The organism is Streptomyces sp. 1331.2, from assembly GCF_900199205.1.
Classification (GTDB): domain Bacteria; phylum Actinomycetota; class Actinomycetes; order Streptomycetales; family Streptomycetaceae; genus Kitasatospora.
Window position 1 is genome coordinate 6778708 of sequence record NZ_OBMJ01000001.1, and the last position, 19131, is coordinate 6797838.

Here is a 19131-nt window from a genome sequence, read left to right on the forward strand (position 1 = left end):
CGATGCCGATCCAGCGCACCGCCCGCCCCCGGCACTACCTGATGTGCCGCCCCTCCCACTTCACCGTCGACTACCGCATCAACCCGTGGATGGATCCGGCCAAGCCGACCGACACGGCGCTGGCCGTCCTGCAGTGGGAGCGGCTGTACGCCCTCTACCAGGAGCTCGGTCACACCGTCGAACTGGTGGAACCCGTACCCGGCCTGCCCGACATGGTCTACTCCGCCAATGGCGCCACGGTCCTGAACGACCGGGTCCTGGTGGCCAAGTTCCGGCACGCCGAACGCGTCGCCGAGGCGCCCGCCTACCAGGCGTGGTTCGAACAGCACGGCTACACCGAGGTGCACGCCCCCCGCCACGTCAACGAGGGCGAGGGCGACTACCTGGTCGTCGGCGACCGGATCCTGGCCGGCACCGGCTTCCGCACCGACCCGGCCGCGCACGCCGAGGCCGAGCAGGTGCTGGGCGCCCCGGTGGTGAGCCTGACCCTGGTGGACCCGCGCTTCTACCACCTGGACACCGCGCTCGCCGTGCTCGACGACGACGAGATCATGTACTTCCCGGGCGCCTTCTCGCCGGAGTCCCGCGAGATCCTGCGCTCGCTGTACCCCGACGCGCTCCTCGCCACCGAGGCCGACGCCGAGGCCTTCGGGCTCAACGCGATCTCCGACGGGCGCCACGTGCTGCTGTCCCAGACCGCGCGCGACCTCATGGCCCGGCTGGCCGAGCGCGGGTTCGAGCCGATCGGCGTCGACCTCTCCGAGCTGTTCAAGGGCGGCGGCAGCGTCAAGTGCTGCACCCTGGAACTGCGCCACGCCGCACCGGCCCCGGACGGTGCGCAGTGACCGGCGTACCGACGGACAGCTCACCGGTGAGCGGAGCCCCCCGGGGCGGCGCCCTCGACTGGCGCACGGAACCGGGTGCCCCCGCCACCGTCCAGGCACCCGAGCTGGCCGACGCGGCCGAAGCCCGCGCCTGGCTCGCGGACCACCACGACGACCTGCGGGCCGGACTGCACCGTCACGGGGCGGTGTACCTGCGCGGGCTGCCGGTCCGCAGCGTGGAGGACTTCGCCCTGGTCCGCGACGAGCTGATCCCGCGGGCGACCCCGTACCGGGAGAAGGCCACTCCGCGCAGCGACTTCGGCGGCGGTGTCTTCTCCTCCACGGACCTGCCCGCCGGACAGGCGATCAGGCCGCACAACGAGAACAGCTACACCCTGACCTTCCCGGGGCTGCTGCTCTTCGGCTGCCTGACCGCGCCCGAGGAGGGCGGCGCCACCCCGGTCGCCGACTGCCGCGAGGTGCTGCGCACCCTTCCGGCCGAGCTGGTCGAGCGGATGCGCGCGTCCGGCTGGATCCTGACCCGCACCTACTCGGAAAGCCTCTCGGTCGCCTGGCAGTCCGCGTTCGGGACGGAGTCCCCCGAGCAGGTCGAGAAGTACTGCGCAGAGAACCACATCTCCTGCGCCTGGGATGCGGACGGCCGGCTGCGCACCAGCCAGCTGCGGCCCGGGGTCGTCCGGCACCCGCACACCGGAGAGGACGTGTGGTTCAACCACCTGGCGTTCTGGAGCCGGTTCTCCCTGGACGACGAGATCCGCGAAGTCCTGTTGGACGAACTCGGGCCGGACGGGCTTCCGTTCGACACCGGGATCGACGACGGCATCCCGCTCACGGCGGCGGACCTGGAGAGCATCAACACCGCGTACGAGAACGCCACCGTGCGCCGCGCCTGGCAGCCGGGCGACCTCCTGCTGGTCGACAACGTCCTGACCGCGCACGCCCGCGACCCCTTCCGGGGCGAGCGCCGGATCGTGGTCGCCATGGGCGAGCCGGTCTCGGTGTACGACTGCGCACCGATCGTCGCCCCGCGCGCGACCGCCACCACGGCGGTGTCCCATGGCTGACCCGCAGGCCCTGGTGCGCCGGTTCGTGCAGAGCGCCCGGTCGTTCCCGGACCGGGCCGCCGTGCACGGCGCCGACGGGACCCTCACCTTCGCCGAACTGGGCGAGCGCACGGCCCGGCTGGCCGGGGCGCTGCGCGCGCTCGGCATCGGCCCTGGCGACCGGGTGGGGGTGAGCGTGCCCAGGGGAACGGACTGGGTCGTGGCCCCCCTGGCCGTCTGGCGGGCGGGCGCCGCCTACGTGCCGCTCGATCCGGCGTACCCCGATGACCGGCTCGCCTTCGTCGCGGCCGACGCCGGACTGCGCGCGGTGATCTCGGACACCGGCCGGCCCTCGTGGGCGGACGGCCTGCCGGTGCTGAGCCCCCACCAGCCGGGCCGGCCGGACGAGGAGCCGGAGGACGCCGTGGGTGACTCGTCCGCCCCGGCGTACGTCATCTACACCTCCGGGTCGACCGGACGTCCCAAGGGGGTGGAGGTCGCGCACGCGGGTGTCGCCGCACTGGTGGCGGGCCTGGAGGAGCGCGGCGTCTACCCGACCGGGCACCGGGTGGTCGGATGGAACGCCAGCCTGTCCTTCGACGCGTCCGTGCAGCAGTGGGTCAGGGTCTGCCGGGGGGACACCCTGGTCGTCCTGACCGACGAGGACCGCACCGACCCCGGCCGGCTGGACGCGCTGCTCGACGAGCACGCCGTGACGGACCTCGACTCCACCCCGTCCCACTGGCAGCTGATCGGTCCGCGGCTGCGGCCCGGCCGGGCCCTGCGGCTGCTGCTCGGCGGCGAGCCGGTGCCCGAGCAGCTGTGGCGGTCGCTGGCCCGGTCGGAGTCGCCGGAGGCGTGGAACCTCTACGGCCCGACCGAATGCACCGTCGACGCCACCGCGACCCGCATCACCGGGGACGCCCCACGCCTCGGCGACAGCCTGGCCCACGTGCGCGCCCATGTGCTCGACGGCGCGCTCAGGCCCGCCACCACGGGAGAGCTGTACCTGGCCGGTCCGGCCGTGGCCGTCGGGTACGTCGGACGGCCGGGACTGACCGCCGAACGGTTCGTCGCGGATCCGTTCGCCGCCGACGGCACCCGGATGTACCGCACGGGGGACGAGGTCCGGCGCCGGCCGGACGGCGCACTGGAGTTCCTCGGCCGCACCGACCGCCAGGTCAAGATCCGTGGGTTCCGGGTGGAGCCCGGCGAGTTGGAGGACCGGCTGCGCGCGCACCCCCACGTCACCGCGGCCGTTGCCGCGCCGCGCTCGGGCCCGGACGGGGACACCTTCCTCGCGGCCTACTACGTCGAGGCACCGGGAGGGAGGGTGAGCGGTGAGGAACTGCGTGCCCACTGTGCCGCCACGCTGCCCGGGCACCTCGTACCGTCCGTCCTCGTGCGGATGGACGCGCTGCCCCTGACCCCGAACGGCAAGGTGGACACCGCCGCGCTGCCCGCCGTCACGTCGGTGCCGAACACCGCCGCCCAGCCTCTCCGGACGGAGCTCGAACGGCTGATCGCCGACGTCTGGGCCGATGTGCTCGGCCGCGAAACCGTCCACGCGGACGAGAACTTCTTCGCCCTCGGCGGCCACTCGCTGGTGGCGCTGCGGGTGGTCTCCCGCCTCAAGCGGGAGGCCGGGATCGTGCTGCGGACCAAGGACGTCTACCGGTTCCCCCGGCTGAGCGACCTGGCCCGCCACGCGGAGTCGGTCCGTGCGGGGGCGGTCTCGTGAGCGCCCCGGACACCACCGTGGTGCGCCTGAAGCACAGCCGTGACCCGGCCCGCACCCTGGTGTGCCTCGGCTTCTGCGGCGGCGGCACCGCGACCTACCACTCCTGGATCCCGGCGCTGCCGCACGACGTGGACCTGGTGGCGATCTGCTACCCGGGGCGTGAAGGGCGCTTCGCCGAGGAGTACGCGCAGACGTGGACCGAGCTCGCCGCGGACGCCGCGCAGGGCGTCGCCTCGGTCGCGGCGCAGGGACCGTACGTCCTGTTCGGCCACAGCATGGGCGGCTGGATGGCCTTCGACGTCACCGCCCGGCTCGCGGCGGCGGGCGTCCCCGCGCCACAGGCCCTGGTCGTCTCCGCCTGCAACGCCCCGGACCGGGGGGTGACCGACCGGGACCGCTTCCTGGCGCAGGGGCAGCGCGACGACGAGCTGCTCGACTGGATGCGCACCCACGGCCTGCTGCCAGAGCACGTCCTCGATGAACCCGAACTCACCGAGATGGCCGTGGAGTTGATGCGTGCCGACCTGTGCGCCCGGGACACCTTCCGCTACACCCCGGGGACCCGGATCGACGTGCCGCTCCAGGTGTTCTCCGGCGACCGGGACCCGGTGATCGGGGACGACGTCGCCTCCCGCTGGGCGGGCCTGACCAGCGGTGCGTTCCGCCACGACGTCCTGCCGGGAGGTCACTTCTACACGCCCGAGACCTGGCGCGACCTTCCGACCCGGATCGCCTCGCTCACGTCTCCCGCCACCGCCGCCCTCTGACGAACGGCCCAACCATGACCTTCTCTCCCGCATTCGGCATCAGCCATGTCGAATTCCACGTCGCCGACGTCGACTCGGCCGCGGCCGAGCTGACCGACCGCTACGGCTTCCGCCCGGTGGCCCGCGCCTCATCCGCCGAGGCGAGCTCCCTCGCACTGCGCCAGGGCCGCATCGTCCTCGTCCTCACCCAGGCACGCTCGCCGCACCACCCGGGAGCCGGCTACGTCCTGGCGCACGGGGACGGCGTCGCCGACATCGCGCTGACCGTGGCCGACGTACCCGCCGTCTTCGACGAGGCGGTCTCCCGCGGGGCGGTGCCGCTCGCGGTGCCGCGCCGCCACCCCGACGGCCGGACCACGGCGGTGCTGGCCGGATTCGGCGACGTGGTGCACACGCTCGTCGATCCCGGGCCCACCGCAATCCCGCCGGGCTTCACCGTGCTGCCGGACGCCGCGCAGGACCGCGGCGACGAACTCCTGGAGGAAATCGACCACTTCGCCGTCTGCCTGCCGTCCGGGGAACTGGAGCGCACGGTGGACTTCTACACGCGGGTGCTCGGCTTCCGCATGATCTTCCAGGAGCTGATCAGGGTCGGTGCCCAGGCCATGGACTCCAAGGTGGTGCAGAGCGCCTGCGGCGAGGTCACCCTGACCCTGATAGAGCCCGACACGAGCGCCGAGCCCGGCCAGATCGACCGCTTCCTGGCCGAACACGGCGGGGCCGGCGTCCAGCACGTGGCCTTCGCCTCCCGCGACATCGTCCGGGCCGTCGGCACGCTGCGCGAGCGCGGCGTCGAGTTCCTGAGCGTCCCCGACGCCTACTACACGATGCTCGCCGACCGCCTCGAACTGACCCGGCACAGCACCTCCGAGCTGCACGGGATCAGCGTCCTGGTCGACGAGGACCACGACGGCCAGCTGTTCCAGATCTTCACCCGCTCCACCCATCCGAGGCGCACGCTGTTCCACGAGGTGATCGAGCGCTTCGGCGCCCGCACCTTCGGCAACGGCAACATCAAGGCGCTGTACGAAGCCGTCGAGGCGGAGCGCCTGAGCACCGGGGCGGTGCCGCGGTGAGCGCTCACGGCACGGGCCGCGACCCCGTACGGCTGGAGGAGTTCGCCGAACTCGCCCGCCGGACACTGCCCCGGGAGGTCTGGGACTTCATCGAAGGCGGCAGCGGCGAGGAACTGACCCTGGCCGCCAACCGCTCCGCACTGGACCGGATCGGGATCGTGCCCCGGGTCCTCGCCGGCGCGGCGGGGAGCGACACCGAGGCCGAACTCCTCGGCGCCCGCGCGGCCCTGCCGGTCGCCGTCGCACCGATGGCGTACCAGCGGCTGGTCCACCCCGAGGGCGAACTCGCCACCGCCCGCGCGGCCGCGGCCGCGGGCGTGCCGTTCACCGTGAGCACGCTGAGCAGCCAACCGGTCGAGGCCGTCACCGCGCTGGGCGGCACCACCTGGTTCCAGCTCTACTGCCAGCAGGACCCGGCGGCCACCACGGAGCTGGTCCGGCGCGCCGAGGAAGCCGGCTGCGCGGCGCTGATGGTCACCGTGGACGTGCCCTCGATGGGCCGGCGGCTGCGCGACCTGCGCAACGGCTTCGCGCTGCCCACCGACGTGGCGGCCGTCCACCTCGACCCGGCCGGTACCCGCCGGGCCCGGGAGCGGCAGCCCGGTGTCTCGGCCGTGGCGCAACACACGGCCGAGACCTTCGCCCGCTCCCTGGGCTGGGACGATCTCGCCCGGCTCCGCGGCGAGACGCGGCTGCCCCTGATCGTCAAGGGGATCCTCGATCCGGGCGACGCCGCCACCGCAGCCTCCGTCGGCGCCGACGCCGTCGTCGTCTCCAACCACGGCGGCCGCCAACTGGACGGCGCAGTGGCCAGCGTGGACATGCTGCCCGCCGTACGCGAAGCCGTCCCCGCCCGCTGCCAGGTGCTGCTGGACAGCGGGATCCGCGGCGGCACCGACGTCCTCAAGGCCCTGGCACTCGGCGCGAGCGGCGTCCTGCTGGGCCGCCCCGTCCTGTGGGGCCTGGCCGCCGACGGCGAGGAGGGGGTGAGGCGGGTCCTGCGCCTGCTGCGCACCGAGCTGCACTCCGCCCTGGAGCTGTCCGGCTGCACCGGCCCGGCCGACGCACCGTGGCTCTCGGTCCGGGGGGCGGCCCGATGACCGCACCCGTGGTGCTGGACCGCGCGGATCTGCACGCCTCGCTCGCCGACCCGGCCCTGCTGTCGATGAACTTCCTCAACGAGGTGGCCGGGCGCTTCCCCGAGGCGGTCTCCTTCGCCCCCGGCCGGCCCACCGAGGACCTCTTCGACCCGGCCGATCTGCACCGCTACCTCGACACCTACTGCCGCCACCTGGCCGAGCACAAGGGCTACGACGAGGCCCGGGTGCGGCGGGAGCTGTTCCAGTACGGCCGCACCAAGGGAATCGTCCACGAACTCATCGCCCGTCAGCTCGAACGGGACGAGGGCATCACCGTGGACCCGGAGGCCATCGTGGTCACCGTGGGCGCCCAGGAGGCCCTGTGGCTGGTGCTGCGCGCCCTGCGCGCAACCGACCGTGACGTCGTGCTCGCGGTGGACCCCACCTACGTCGGCCTGACCGGCGCCGCCCGGCTGGTGGACCTGCCCGTGCGGCCGGTCCACGAAGGCCCCCGGGGTGTCCGCCCCGAGGACGTGCTGGAGCGGATCCGGGAGGTCCGCGCGGCGGGTGAGCGGCCCCGGGCGCTGTACCTGGTGCCCGACTTCTCCAACCCCAGCGGCCACTCCATGGACGTGCGGACCCGTCACCGGCTGCTGGAGATCGCCGCCCAGGAGGACATCCTGCTCCTGGAGGACAACCCCTACGGCTACTTCCGGGCAGCCGAGAGCGACAGGCCCCCGACGCTGAAGGCGCTCGACACCGGGCAGCGCGTGGTCTACCTCGGGTCGCTGGCGAAGACCTGCTTCCCCGGCGCCCGGGTGGGATTCGCCGTGGCGGACCAGCGCGTCGTGGGCTCGGAGGAGACCCTGCTCGCCGACGAGCTGTCGCGGGCCAAGAGCATGGTCACCGTCAACACCTCACCGGTGAGCCAGGCCCTGGTGGGAGGCATGCTGCTGGAACACGGCGGCAGCCTGCTGCACGCCAACCGGCGCCAGATCGGCATCTACCGGCGCAACCTCGGCCGACTCCTCCAGGGCCTGCACCGACGCTTCGCCGAACTGCCCGGGGTGCGCTGGAACACCCCCGCGGGCGGCTTCTTCGTGGTGCTCACCGTGCCGTTCCCCGTCACCGACGAACTGCTCGAACACGCCGCCGTACGGCACGGCGTGCTCTTCACCCCGATGCGCCACTTCAGTGACAACGACCGCACCCACCGCCAACTACGCCTGTCCTGCAGCTCCTTGACCCCCGACCAGATCGAGACGGGGCTGGACCGGCTGGCCGCGCTGGTCGCCGAGTGCACCTCGACGCCGGGTGCCTGAGCCCGCGACGGACACGACCCGAGAAGGGACTTGCATGTACACCGAAGCGAGCGGTTCACGGCGGTCGCTCATCCACCCCCTGCTCGCCGCCGTCCGCCGCCACCATGCCTCGGTGGCGGTCGTCGACCGCGGCGTCCGGCACACCTACGCCGAACTCGACCGGCTGTCCGCCGAGATCGCCGGCGGCCTCGCCGCCCGCGGCCTGGGACCGGGCCACGTCGTCGCCGTCCACGGCCACCGGTCCTGGGCACGCTGCGCCGCCGTGCTCGGCGCCTGGCGGGCCGGGACCGGCGTGGTCTGCGTCGACCCCGGCATGCCCGCGCCCCGGGCCGCGAAGATCACCCGGTTCAGCGACCTCGTGCTGCGCGCCGACGACGCCGGGCCGACCGGCCCGGACGGCAGCGAGCACACCGTCGACGAGGTGCGCGGCAACCCGCTGGAGGTACCCCGCGAAGGACCGGTCGGCTACGTCATCCCCACCTCGGGATCCACCGGCGAGCCCAAGTCGGTGGCCGTGCCGCCGGGAGTCCTGGCCGCCCTCGGCGACTGGCACCTCCGGCACTGGTCCTACGACCGCCCGCCGCACACCCTCCAGGCGGCGTCCATCGGCTTCGACGTGGGATACGAGGAACTCGTCGCCACCTGGCTCGCCGGAGCCCGGCTGGTCGTCGTGGACGACCACCAGCGCCAGGACCCCTTCACGCTGATGGACCTGATCCGCGAGCACCGGGTGGCCCGGCTCTTCCTGCCGGTGGTCGGCCTGCACGCGCTGGCCACGGCCGCCGCGTTCGAACCGGACGCGATGCCCGACCTGCGGGAGATCGCCGTGGCGGGCGAACGCCTGGTCGTCAACGCCGAGGTGCGCAGCTTCTGCGCGTCGGGCGGCATCACCCTGGTCAACGAGTACGGGCCCAGCGAGACCCACGTCGTCACCCAGCACCGGCTGACGCCCCACCAGGCCGCCGACTGGCCCGACCACCCGCCGATCGGACGCGCGGTCGCCGGAGCGGAACTGCTCCGCCACGCGGACGGCGCACTGCGGCCCTTCGCCCCGGGCGAGGAGGGCGAACTGATCGTCGCCGGCGACAGCGTAGGCCTCGGCTACCTCGGCGACCAGGAGCTCACCGACGCCAGGTTCCGCACCCTGCCGCACGAGGACGGCACGGCGCGCCGCTGCTACGCCACCGGCGACCTGGTCCGCTTCGACGGCACCGACTTCCACTTCGTGGCACGAGCCGACGACCAGCTCAAGGTGAACGGCTACCGCGTCGAGCCCGGCGAGGTCGAAGCGGTCCTCAACGCGCTGCCGGGCGTGCGCCGCGCCGTGGTGGTGGCCGTGGAGGTCGCCGGCTCCCGCCGGCTCGCCGCCGCCTACACCCCGACCACGGCCGACGGCACGCAGCCCGAACTGCTCGCCGCGCACTGCGCCGCGCACCTGCCCGCGTACATGGTGCCCAAGCACTTCCACGCCCTGCAGGAACTGCCGGTGACCGCGAACGGAAAGGTCGACCGGGCCCGGCTGCGCACGCTGTTCGGCACGGTCCGCACCGCCTGACCGGCCCGCGACAGAACGAGAACGAGCGAGAACGAGGCAGACAACGATGGAGAACGACGTGACGACGCCGGAGCAGATCCTGTGCGGCGTACTGGCGGACCTGTTCGCGATACCGCAGGTCCGGCCGCAGGACGGCTTCGTCCGGCTCGGCGGCGACAGCATCATCGCCGTCCAGGTCGTCGGTGCCGCCCGCCGGGCCGGACTGGCCCTCACCGTCCGCGACGTGCTGACCCAGCCGGACGTGGCCTCGCTGGCCGCCACCGCCCGACCGCTGGCCCCCGCCCGCCGGAGCGGCCAGGACGACGGCATCGGGCCGATCCTGCCGACACCGATCATGCACTGGCTGCGCGAGCGCGGCGGACCGGCCGACAGCTACTACCAGTTCCTGGTGGTGCGCACCCCGGCGGAACTGACCGAGGAGGCCGCCCACACGGTGCTGCAGGCCGTCCTCGACCGGCACGACATGCTCCGGCTGCACACGGTCGACGGAGTGCCGCACACCCGGGCGGCCGGCACCGTCCGGGCCGAGGACTGCCTCCTGCGGGTCCGCACGGACGGCGCGGACACCGCCGGCGAGGTGGAACGGGCCGGCGAGGTGGAACGGGAGGTGCACGCGGCCCGGGACCGCCTGTCGACCGCCGACGGCGTGCTCCTCCAGGCCGTCTGGTTCGACGCGGGCCCGGACCGGCCCGGCTGCCTCGCCCTCGTCGTCAACCACCTGGTCGTCGACGGCATCTCCTGGCGGGTGCTGACCGGCGACCTGGCGCAGGCATGGGCGGCGGTCACGGCCGGCCGCGCGCCACGCCTCGACCCCGTGCCCACCTCCTTCCGCCGCTGGTCCGAACTGCTCGCGGCGGAAGCCGCCGACGACCGGAGCGCCGCCGAACTCCCGTACTGGAGCGAGGTGCTGCGCCCGGGAGCCGACACCCTGGGCCGCCGCCCCCTCGACCCGGCCCGCGACCACGAGGACCTGGCCGCACACCTCGCCCTGAGCCTTCCCACCGCCACGGTCGGACCGCTGCTGACGTCGGTGCCCGAGAGGCTGGGCGCGGACACCAACGAGCTGCTGCTGACCGGCCTCGCACTCGCCCTGGCCCGCTGGCCGGTCTGCGGGCCGAGCCTCCTGGTGGACCTGGAGGGGCACGGCCGCGAGGAGATCCCCGCCGAGGCCGACCTCTCCCGCACGGTCGGCTGGTTCACCACCCTCTTCCCCACCCGCTTCACGCTGGACGGACTGGACGCACCCGACGCCGCGCACGGCGGCCCCACCATCGCCCTCGCCCTGCGGAGGACGAAGGAACAGCTGCGCGCGATCCCCCGCAAGGGGCTCGGCTACGGCCTGCTGCGCCACCTCGACCCGTACGCCCGCCAGGTGCTGGCCGCCACGGACCCGGCGCAGCTCGGCTTCAACTACCTCGGCCGCTTCGGCGCCGCGGCCGACGCCGACTGGCAGCTGCTGCCCGAGTACGGTGCCCGGCTGGACGCCCCCGGCCCCGGCATGCCCATGGCGCACCCCGTCGAGGTCAACGCGTTCGTCCTCGACTCGGCGGACGGGCCCGTCCTGCACGCCGACTGGGCCTGGGCGCCGGGCGTCCTCGACGAGCCGCAGGTACGCGCACTCGCCGAGTCCTGGTTCCGGATGCTCACCGCCCTCGTCGCCCACGCCGACCGCCCGGACGCCGGCGCCGCGGTCGCCGCCGATCTCACGCTCTCCACGATCGACCAGGACGAGCTGGACGACCTCGCAGCCTCCCTCGACGTCCTCTGACCCTCGACGTCCTCTGACGCACTCCAGAAAGCGAACCCACCCCATGAACACCAGCCAGCCGGCGATCGAGGACGTCCTGCCGCTCTCCCCGCTGCAGGAGGGCATGCTCTTCCACTCCGGGTACGACCCGGAGTCCAGGCACCTCTACATCGCGCAGTTCACCGTCGACCTGGACGGCGCGCTCGACCCGGACCGGCTCAAGGAGGCCGCCGACGCCCTGGTGCGCCGCCACGCCAACCTCCGGGTCGCCTTCACCCACCGCAGGAACGGCGACCCCGTCCAGGTGGTCCGCCGTGACATGCCGCTGGCCTGGCAGGAGCACGACCTCGGCGGCCTCGACGCACCGGCCGCCGAGGCCCGCGCCGCCGAACTGACCGAGCAGGACTGGGCCCTGGGCGTGGACAGCCGCCGCCCGCCGCTGCTGCGCTTCACCCTCGTCAGGCTCGGCGCCACACGGCACCGGCTCCTGGTGACCGCCCATCACCTGCTGCTGGACGGCTGGTCGTTCGGACTGCTCTTCCGCGAACTGTTCACCCTCTACGGGAACGGTGAACTGCCGCCCGTCCGGCCGTACCGCACCTACCTGACCCATCTGGCGCAGCGCGACCGCCCGGCGGCCGAGCAGGCCTGGCGCACCGTACTGGCCGGTCTCGACCAGCCCACCCGGCTCGCTCCGGGCGGCCAGGTGTCGCCCGGGGCCACCCCGGAGGACGTGGTCCTGCACCTGGACGAGCAGCAGACGGCGGCCCTGACCGCCCGGGCCCGGGAGTGCGGCCTGCTGCTCACCAGCGTGATCCAGGGTGCCTGGGCCGTCCTGCTCGCGCGCAGCACCGGCCACGACGACGTCGTGTTCGGCTGCACGGTCAGCGGCCGGCCCGCGGAACTGGCCGGCTCCGACCGGATGATCGGCATGCTCATCAACACTGTGCCGGTGCGCGCCCGGATCGACGGATCCGCCCCGCTGCGCGAGACGTGCCGGGCGCTGCAGCACCAGCGCGCCGACCTGGCCGACCACGACCACCTCGGACTGACCGAGCTCCAGCGCCTGGCCGGTTCCCCGGCCGCCCTCTTCGACACGAACCTGGTCTTCGAGAACTTCCCGATGAGCGACTACGCGCTCGACCTGCCGGGCGTCGACCTGGACGCGCGGATCCGGTTCCGGGACACCACGCACTTCCCGCTCACCCTGGTCGTCGAGCCGGGCGCCTCACTCGGGCTCAGGCTCAGCCACCACGCCGAACTGCTCGACCGCGAGCGGACGGCGGAACTCGGCGCCCGGCTGGTACGGCTGCTGGAGCGGTGGGCGGCCGACCCCGACGCCCCGGTCAGCGCCCTCGACACCCTCACCGCCCAGGAGCGCGGCCGCGTCCTCGTGGACTGGAACGACACGGCCGCCGACTTCCCCGCCCAGGCCCTGCCCGAACTGATCGAGGCCCAGGTCGCCCGCACCCCCGAAGCCACCGCCGTCGTCTTCGAGGGGCAGCACCTGAGCTACCGCGCGCTCGACGAGCGCGCCGGCCGCCTGGCGTCCGTGCTGACCGCCCGCGGCATCGGGCCGGAGAGCCTGGTCGCGGTCGCGCTGCCGCGCTCCCTGGACCTGATCGTCGCCCTGTGCGCCGTGCTCAAGGCCGGCGCCGCGTACCTGCCCGTCGACCTCGGCCAGCCCGAGGCGCGCAACCTCGGCATCATGGCGGACGCCGCTCCGGCACTGCTGCTGAGTTCCGGCTGGCAGGCGCCGGGAACGCCGACCCTGCGCGTGGACGCGCCGCTCCCCGAGGCCGAGCCCGCTCCCCGGCCCGTCCTCGACCCCCGCCACCCCGCCTACGCCATCTTCACATCGGGCTCCACCGGCCGCCCCAAGGGCGCCCTCGTCTCCCACGAGGCCATCGTCAACCGGCTGGAGTGGATGCAGCGCACCTATCGGCTCGGTCCCGACGACCGCGTGCTGCAGAAGACGCCGTGCGGCTTCGACGTGTCGGTGTGGGAGTTCTTCTGGCCGCTGCTGACCGGCGCCACCCTGGTGGTGGCCCGGCCCGACGGCCACCAGGACCCGTCGTACCTGGCCGAGCTGATCGAACGCGAGTCCGTCACCACCGCGCACTTCGTGCCGTCCATGCTGGACGCGTTCCTCAGCGGGCCGGACGCGTCGCGGGCCCGCTCGCTGCGCCGGGTGATCAGCAGCGGCGAAGCGCTCTCCCCCCACACCCAGGAGACGTTCTTCCGCACTCTCCCGGACACCGAGCTCCACAACCTCTACGGCCCGACCGAGGCCGCCGTCGACGTCACCCTGTGGGCCTGCCGGCCCGGCCCCGGCCCCGTCCCGATCGGACGGCCCGCCGCCAACACCCGTGCGTACGTGCTCGACGGCCGCCTCGAACCGGCCGCGCCCGGCACGGCCGGTGAGCTCTACCTGGCCGGCGTCCAGCTGGCCCGCGGCTACCTCGGCCGGCCCGGCCTGACCGCCGAGCGGTTCGTGGCCTGCCCCTTCGCGCCGGGCGAGCGCATGTACCGCACCGGTGACCTGGTGCGCTGGCGCCCGGACGGCGTCCTGGAATACCTGGGACGCACCGACGACCAGGTGAAGATCCGCGGCTTCCGGATCGAGCTCGGCGAGGTGCAGAACGCCGCCGCGGGCTGCGAGGGCGTCGCCCACGCGGCCGTCGTCGTCCGCGAGGACCGGCCGGGCGATCCGCGGCTGGTCGCCTACGTGGTGCCCGCCACGGGCGCCGACCCGACGCCCGCCGCGCTGCGCCTCGCCCTGGCCGCCGTGCTGCCGGAGCACATGGTGCCGGCGGTGGTCGTCCTCGACGCCCTGCCGGTGACGCCGAACGGGAAGCTCGACCGACGGGCCCTGCCCGCACCCGGCCACCGCACGGGCGGCCGCACCGGGCGCACCGCCCACGAAGAAGTCCTGGCAGGCCTGTTCGCCGCGGTGCTGGGCCTGCCCGAAATCGGCGTGGACGACGACTTCTTCGACCTGGGCGGCCACTCCCTGCTGGCCATGCGCCTGGTGACCCAGGTGCGCGGCGCCCTCGGCGTGGAACTGGGGGTCCGCGAGGTCTTCAACACCCCCACGGTCGCGGGCCTCGCCGCCCGCCTCGACGGCGCGGGCGGCGCCCGCCCGGCGCTGCGGCCCGCGCAACGCCCCGCCCGGCTGCCGCTGTCCGCCGCCCAGCGGCGGCTGTGGTTCCTGGACCGCCTCGACGGGCCGAACCCCGCCTACCACAGCGCGGTGGCCGCCCGGCTCAGCGGCCCGGTCGACGTGCCCGCGCTGCGCGCGGCGCTGGCCGACCTCGCCGAACGGCACGAGATCCTGCGCACCGTCTACCCGGAGGTGGGCGGCGAGCCGTGCCAGCGCGTGCTGCCCGCGGCCCCGTTGGAGCTGGAGATCCTCGACGCCGCCCGGGCCGACGTCGCCGAGGTCGCGGGCCGCGCCTTCGACCTGGCCGTGGCCGCCCCGGTCCGCGCCGCCCTGCTGACGGCCGGAGCCGACGAGCACACCCTGGTCCTGGCGCTCCACCACATCGCCACCGACGGCGAGTCCTGGGGACCGCTGCTGGGCGACCTCGCGGCGGCGTACGCGACCCGGCGGGAGGGCCGGGAGCCGGACCGCGCACCGCTGCCGGTGCAGTACGCCGACTACACGCTCTGGCAGCGGGACCTGCTGGAGGGCGTGGCGCAGGAGCAGCTCGCCCACTGGCGCGAGGCGCTGTCCGGGCTGCCCGAGGAGCTGGCACTGCCCACCGACCGCCCCCGCCCGGCGGTGGCCGGCCCGGCGGGCGACGCGGTCGCCTTCGACCTGGACGCCGCACTCACCGGCGAGCTCGAAGCGCTGGCACGGGAACACGGCTGCACCCTGTTCATGGTGCTCCAGGCGGCGCTCGCGGTGCTGCTGTCCCGCCTCGGCGCGGGCACGGACATCCCGCTGGGAACGGTGGCCGCGGGCCGCTCGGACGAGGCGCTGGACGACCTGGTCGGCTTCTTCGTCAACACCCTGGTCCTGCGCACCGACGTCTCGGGCGACCCCGCCTTCGGCGAGCTGCTGCGCCGGGTACGGGAGACCGACCTGGCCGCGTTCGCCCACCAGGACGTGCCCTTCGAACAGGTCGTCGAGGCGGTGAACCCGCGCCGCTCGCTGGCCCGTCACCCCCTCTTCCAGGTGGCGCTGACCCTGCGGCGCGCGGCGTCCACGGCCGCCGTGGAGCTGGCCGGGCTCACCGCCGACACCACCGAAGTCGACATCACCGAGGCCGAGTTCGACCTCGCGTTCCAGTTCACCGAGGAGCACGGCCCGGCGGGCGGGCTGCGCGCCGTGGCCAAGTACCGCACCGAGCTCTTCGACCGCGACACCGTCCGCACCCTCGGCGCACGGCTGCGCACGGTCCTGGAGTCGGCGGTCTCCCGGCCGCGCGCCCGGGTGTCGGAGCTGGAGCTGCTGCTGCCCGGGGAGCACACCCGGCTGGTCGGGGAGCGGCCGGCCGCCGCGCCCTCGCGCCCGGATGCCCCCGCGGGAGTCCACCTGGCGTTCACCCGCCAGGCGGCCCGCACCCCTGACGACGTCGCGCTCAAGGCCGGACCGGTCGAGCTGACGTACCGCGAGCTCGACGAGCGCGCGAACCGGCTCGCGCACCGGCTGACCCGGATCGGTGTCGGCACCGAGACCCCGGTCGGCGTGCTGATGGGGCGTTCCCCCGACGTGGTCGTGGCGATGCTGGCCGTCCTCAAGGCCGGCGGCGCCTACGTACCGCTGCACACCGGACACCCCGCCCCGCGCATCCAGCGGATCCTCGACGACGCCGGCTGCCCGGTCCTGCTGGTGGACGAGCGGTTCCACCGGCTGGGACTCGACTGCGGGCAGACCGTCCTGGTGAACGGAGCCGAAGCCGACGGTGCGGCCGGAACCGGCGACGGCGACCCCGCCGCCCCGCCGGCGCGGTGCCGACCCGACCAGCTGGCCTACCTCATGCACACCTCGGGCTCCACCGGCGAACCCAAGGGCGTCGCCGTCACCCACCGGGACGTCCTGGACCTGGTCGCGGACCGCGGCTGGCACACCGGTGGACCCCAGCGCGTGCTGTTCCACGCCCCGCACGCCTTCGACATCGCCGACTACGAGCTGTGGGTGGCCCTCCTGTCCGGCTGGCAGGTGGTCGTCGCCCCCGAGGGCGAACTCACCGTCGCCGCACTCGGTGCACTCGTCCGCGACGAGCGGATCACGGCCGTCCACCTCACCGCCGGACTGTTCCGGGTGGTCGCCGAGGAGCACCCCGGCATCCTGGCCACCGTGCGCGAGGTGCTGACCGGCGGCGACGTGGTCAGCCCCGCCGCGGTACGGGCGGTGCAGGCCGCCTGCCCGGCCACGGCCATCCGCCACCTGTACGGCCCGACCGAGGTGACCCTCTGCGCGACCTCCCACCTCGTCACCGGCCACGCCGACGGCCCGGTGCCGATCGGCCGGCCGCTGGACGACACCCGCGTCCACGTGCTCGACGACCGGCTGCGCCCGGTGCCGCCCGGCACCCCCGGCGAGCTGTACGTCGCCGGTGCCGGAGTGGCGCGCGGCTACCACCGGCGGCCGGCCGCGACCGCACAGCGATTCGTCGCCGACCCCTTCGGCGCACCCGGGACCCGGATGTACCGCACCGGCGACCTGGCCCGCCTGCGGACGGACGGCCTGCTGGAATTCCTCGGCCGGGCCGACGAGCAGGTGAAGGTCCGCGGCTTCCGGGTCGAGCCGGGCGAGGTCGAGGCCGCGCTCGCCGCCTGCCCGGGCGTACGCCAGGCCGTGGTCACCGCCCGGGCGGCCGGGGACGGCGAGAAGCGGCTGGTCGGCTACGTGGTCGGCGCAACGTCCCGATCCGACGTGCGCGCCCGCCTCGCCGGCCTGCTGCCGGACTACATGATCCCCGCGCACATCGTCGTCCTGGACGACCTGCCGCTGACCGTCAACGGCAAGGTGGACTACCGGGCCCTGCCCGAACCCGCGCCGTCCACCGCAGGCGGCCGCCCGCCGCGCAACCCCCGGGAGGAGATCCTGGCGGGTCTCTTCGCCGAGCTCCTGGGCCTCGACACCGTCGCCGCCGACGCCGGCTTCTTCGACCTGGGCGGCCACTCCCTGCTCGCGACCAGGCTGGTCAGCCGCGTCCGCACGGCCCTGGGCGTCGAACTGTCGCTGCGGGACGTCTTCCGGGCGCAGACCGTCGCCGCGCTGGCCGAACTGGCGGGCCGCGCCGGGCAGGCCCGGCCGTCACTGCGCCGGACACCGTGGGCGCAGGAGCCCCCGCTGTCCTTCGCCCAGCACCGGCTGTGGTTCGCCCAGCAGGCGCAGGAGCAGTCGGCGGATCACAACGTCCCCTTCGCCTACCGGCTGCACGGCCCGCTGGACGTGGCCGCCCTGACCGCGGCACTCGGCGATCTCATCGCCCGCCACGAGGTGCTGCGGACCCTGTTCGACGAGATCGACGGGGAACCCCGGATCCGGCTGCGCACCGCGGCACAGGCACCGGTGACGCTGCGGTGCGAGCGCCTCACCGAGGCGGACCTGCCCGGGGCCGTACGCGAGGCGGTGGGCCACCACTTCGACCTCGCGCAGGACCTGCCCCTGCACGCCCGGCTCTTCGAACTGGGCGGCGACGCATGGGTGCTGGTGCTGGTGGTGCACCACATCGCCACCGACGGCTGGTCCTGGGCGCCCCTGCTGAGCGACCTGGCGACCGCCTACGCCGCCCGGCGTGAAGGCCACGCGCCCGACTTCGAGCCGCTCCCGGTGCAGTACAGCGACTACACCCTGTGGCAACGCGAGCTGCTCGGGGCGGAGCACGACCCGAACAGCCTGATCCGCCGCCAACTGGACTTCTGGAAGAAGGAACTGGCCGCTGCTCCGGCCGAGTTGGCCCTGCCCCACGACCGGCCCCGGCCGGCCGTGGCGAGCTTCGCGGGCGGCTCCGTCCCGGTGGAGCTCGACGCGGACCTCCACGCCCGCCTGCTGGAACTCGCCCGGCAACACGGCTGCACCCTGTTCATGGCGCTCCAGGCCGGCCTCGCGGTTCTGCTGTCGCGCCTGGGCGCGGGCACCGACATCCCCATCGGCACCGTGGTCGCGGGCCGCTCGGACGAGGCACTGGACGACCTGGTCGGCTTCTTCGTCAACACCCTCGTGCTGCGCACCGACGTCTCCGGCGATCCCACCTTCACCGACCTCCTGCACCGGGTGCGGGAGACCGACCTCGCCGCCTACGAGCACCAGGACGTGCCCTTCGAACGGGTCGTGGTCGACCTCAACCCCGAACGCTCCCTGGCCCGCCACCCCCTCTTCCAGGTGCTGCTCCAGGTGCAGAACGAGCCCCCGGCCCTGCCCCGACTGGCAGGCCTCGACGCACAGGCGCACGCCGTCGAGTGGCAGGTGTCGAAGTTCGACCTGGGCCTCGACCTCGGCGAACAGCGCGCGGCGGACGGCAGCCCGCTCGGCCTCACCGGCGAACTCACCTACGCCACCGAACTGTTCGACCACCGGACCGCCGAGCGGATCGCGCAGGAGCTGGCCGCCGTGCTGCGGCACCTCGCGGCCGACCCCGGGCAGCCGGTGGGCACGCTCGCGCGACTGCCGCACCCCGCCCAGGACCGGCCGTCCGAGAACGCGGCCGCACCGGACACCGGCGACGGGACCGAACAGCGGGTCCGCGAGCTGTACGCGCAGGTGCTCGGCAAGGAGTCGGTCGGCCCCGACGACAACTTCTTCGCCCTCGGCGGCCACTCGCTGCTGGTGACCCGCCTCATCAGCCGGATACGGGCGGAGCTGGGCCGCGAGCTGAAGATCCGCGACCTGTTCCAGAACCCCACGCCGGCCACCACCGCCGCCCGACTGGCCGCCGCACCCCTGGCGCGCCCCGCACTGCGCCCCACCAAGTCCTGAACCCGCCCGTCGCGCACCCGCAC

General features: G+C 74.2%; 10 protein-coding genes. All 10 read left to right on the plus strand.

Annotated elements, in window-relative coordinates:
- Window positions 1–2 precede the first annotated feature (2 nt).
- The 10 genes from ddaH to CRP52_RS29475 are packed head-to-tail and all read left to right on the plus strand — an operon-like array spanning window position 3 to window position 19108.
- Window positions 3–845, plus strand: a complete 843-nt coding sequence (gene ddaH / locus CRP52_RS29430; RefSeq protein ID WP_097239156.1) for a dimethylargininase — start codon at window positions 3–5, stop codon at window positions 843–845.
- Between the two features lie 26 nt (window positions 846–871).
- Window positions 872–1909: a TauD/TfdA family dioxygenase gene (locus CRP52_RS29435; protein ID WP_097240435.1), complete on the plus strand. Its 1038-nt coding sequence runs from the start codon at window positions 872–874 to the stop codon at window positions 1907–1909.
- Complete coding sequence (locus tag CRP52_RS29440; protein WP_097239157.1) at window positions 1902–3629, plus strand: non-ribosomal peptide synthetase; 1728 nt, start codon at window positions 1902–1904, stop codon at window positions 3627–3629. Before CRP52_RS29435 ends, CRP52_RS29440 begins: the two co-directional genes overlap by 8 nt.
- Window positions 3626–4396: a thioesterase II family protein gene (locus tag CRP52_RS29445; protein WP_097239158.1), complete on the plus strand. Its 771-nt coding sequence runs from the start codon at window positions 3626–3628 to the stop codon at window positions 4394–4396. Before CRP52_RS29440 ends, CRP52_RS29445 begins: the two co-directional genes overlap by 4 nt.
- Before the next feature lie 14 nt (window positions 4397–4410).
- Window positions 4411–5472, plus strand: coding sequence for a 4-hydroxyphenylpyruvate dioxygenase (gene hppD, locus CRP52_RS29450; RefSeq protein WP_097239159.1), 1062 nt, complete (start codon window positions 4411–4413; stop codon window positions 5470–5472).
- On the plus strand, window positions 5469–6572 hold the full coding sequence (locus tag CRP52_RS29455; protein ID WP_097239160.1) for an alpha-hydroxy acid oxidase: 1104 nt from the start codon (window positions 5469–5471) through the stop codon (window positions 6570–6572). The genes hppD and CRP52_RS29455 overlap by 4 nt, the downstream gene beginning before the upstream one ends.
- Window positions 6569–7873 (plus strand): aminotransferase-like domain-containing protein, encoded by a 1305-nt coding sequence (locus CRP52_RS29460; protein ID WP_097240436.1) that lies wholly within the window; start codon window positions 6569–6571, stop codon window positions 7871–7873. The genes CRP52_RS29455 and CRP52_RS29460 overlap by 4 nt, the downstream gene beginning before the upstream one ends.
- Window positions 7874–7907: 34 nt before the next feature.
- Window positions 7908–9428 (plus strand): AMP-binding protein, encoded by a 1521-nt coding sequence (locus CRP52_RS29465; protein ID WP_097239161.1) that lies wholly within the window; start codon window positions 7908–7910, stop codon window positions 9426–9428.
- A 46-nt stretch (window positions 9429–9474) separates the two neighbouring features.
- A complete protein-coding gene (locus CRP52_RS29470) occupies window positions 9475–11196 on the plus strand; it encodes a condensation domain-containing protein (RefSeq protein ID WP_097239162.1) in 1722 nt (573 codons plus the stop codon).
- Between the two features lie 43 nt (window positions 11197–11239).
- Window positions 11240–19108 carry a non-ribosomal peptide synthetase gene (locus CRP52_RS29475; protein ID WP_097239163.1) on the plus strand — a complete coding sequence of 2623 codons (7869 nt, stop codon included), beginning with the start codon at window positions 11240–11242 and terminating at the stop codon, window positions 19106–19108.
- The last annotated feature ends 23 nt before the right edge of the window (window positions 19109–19131 follow it).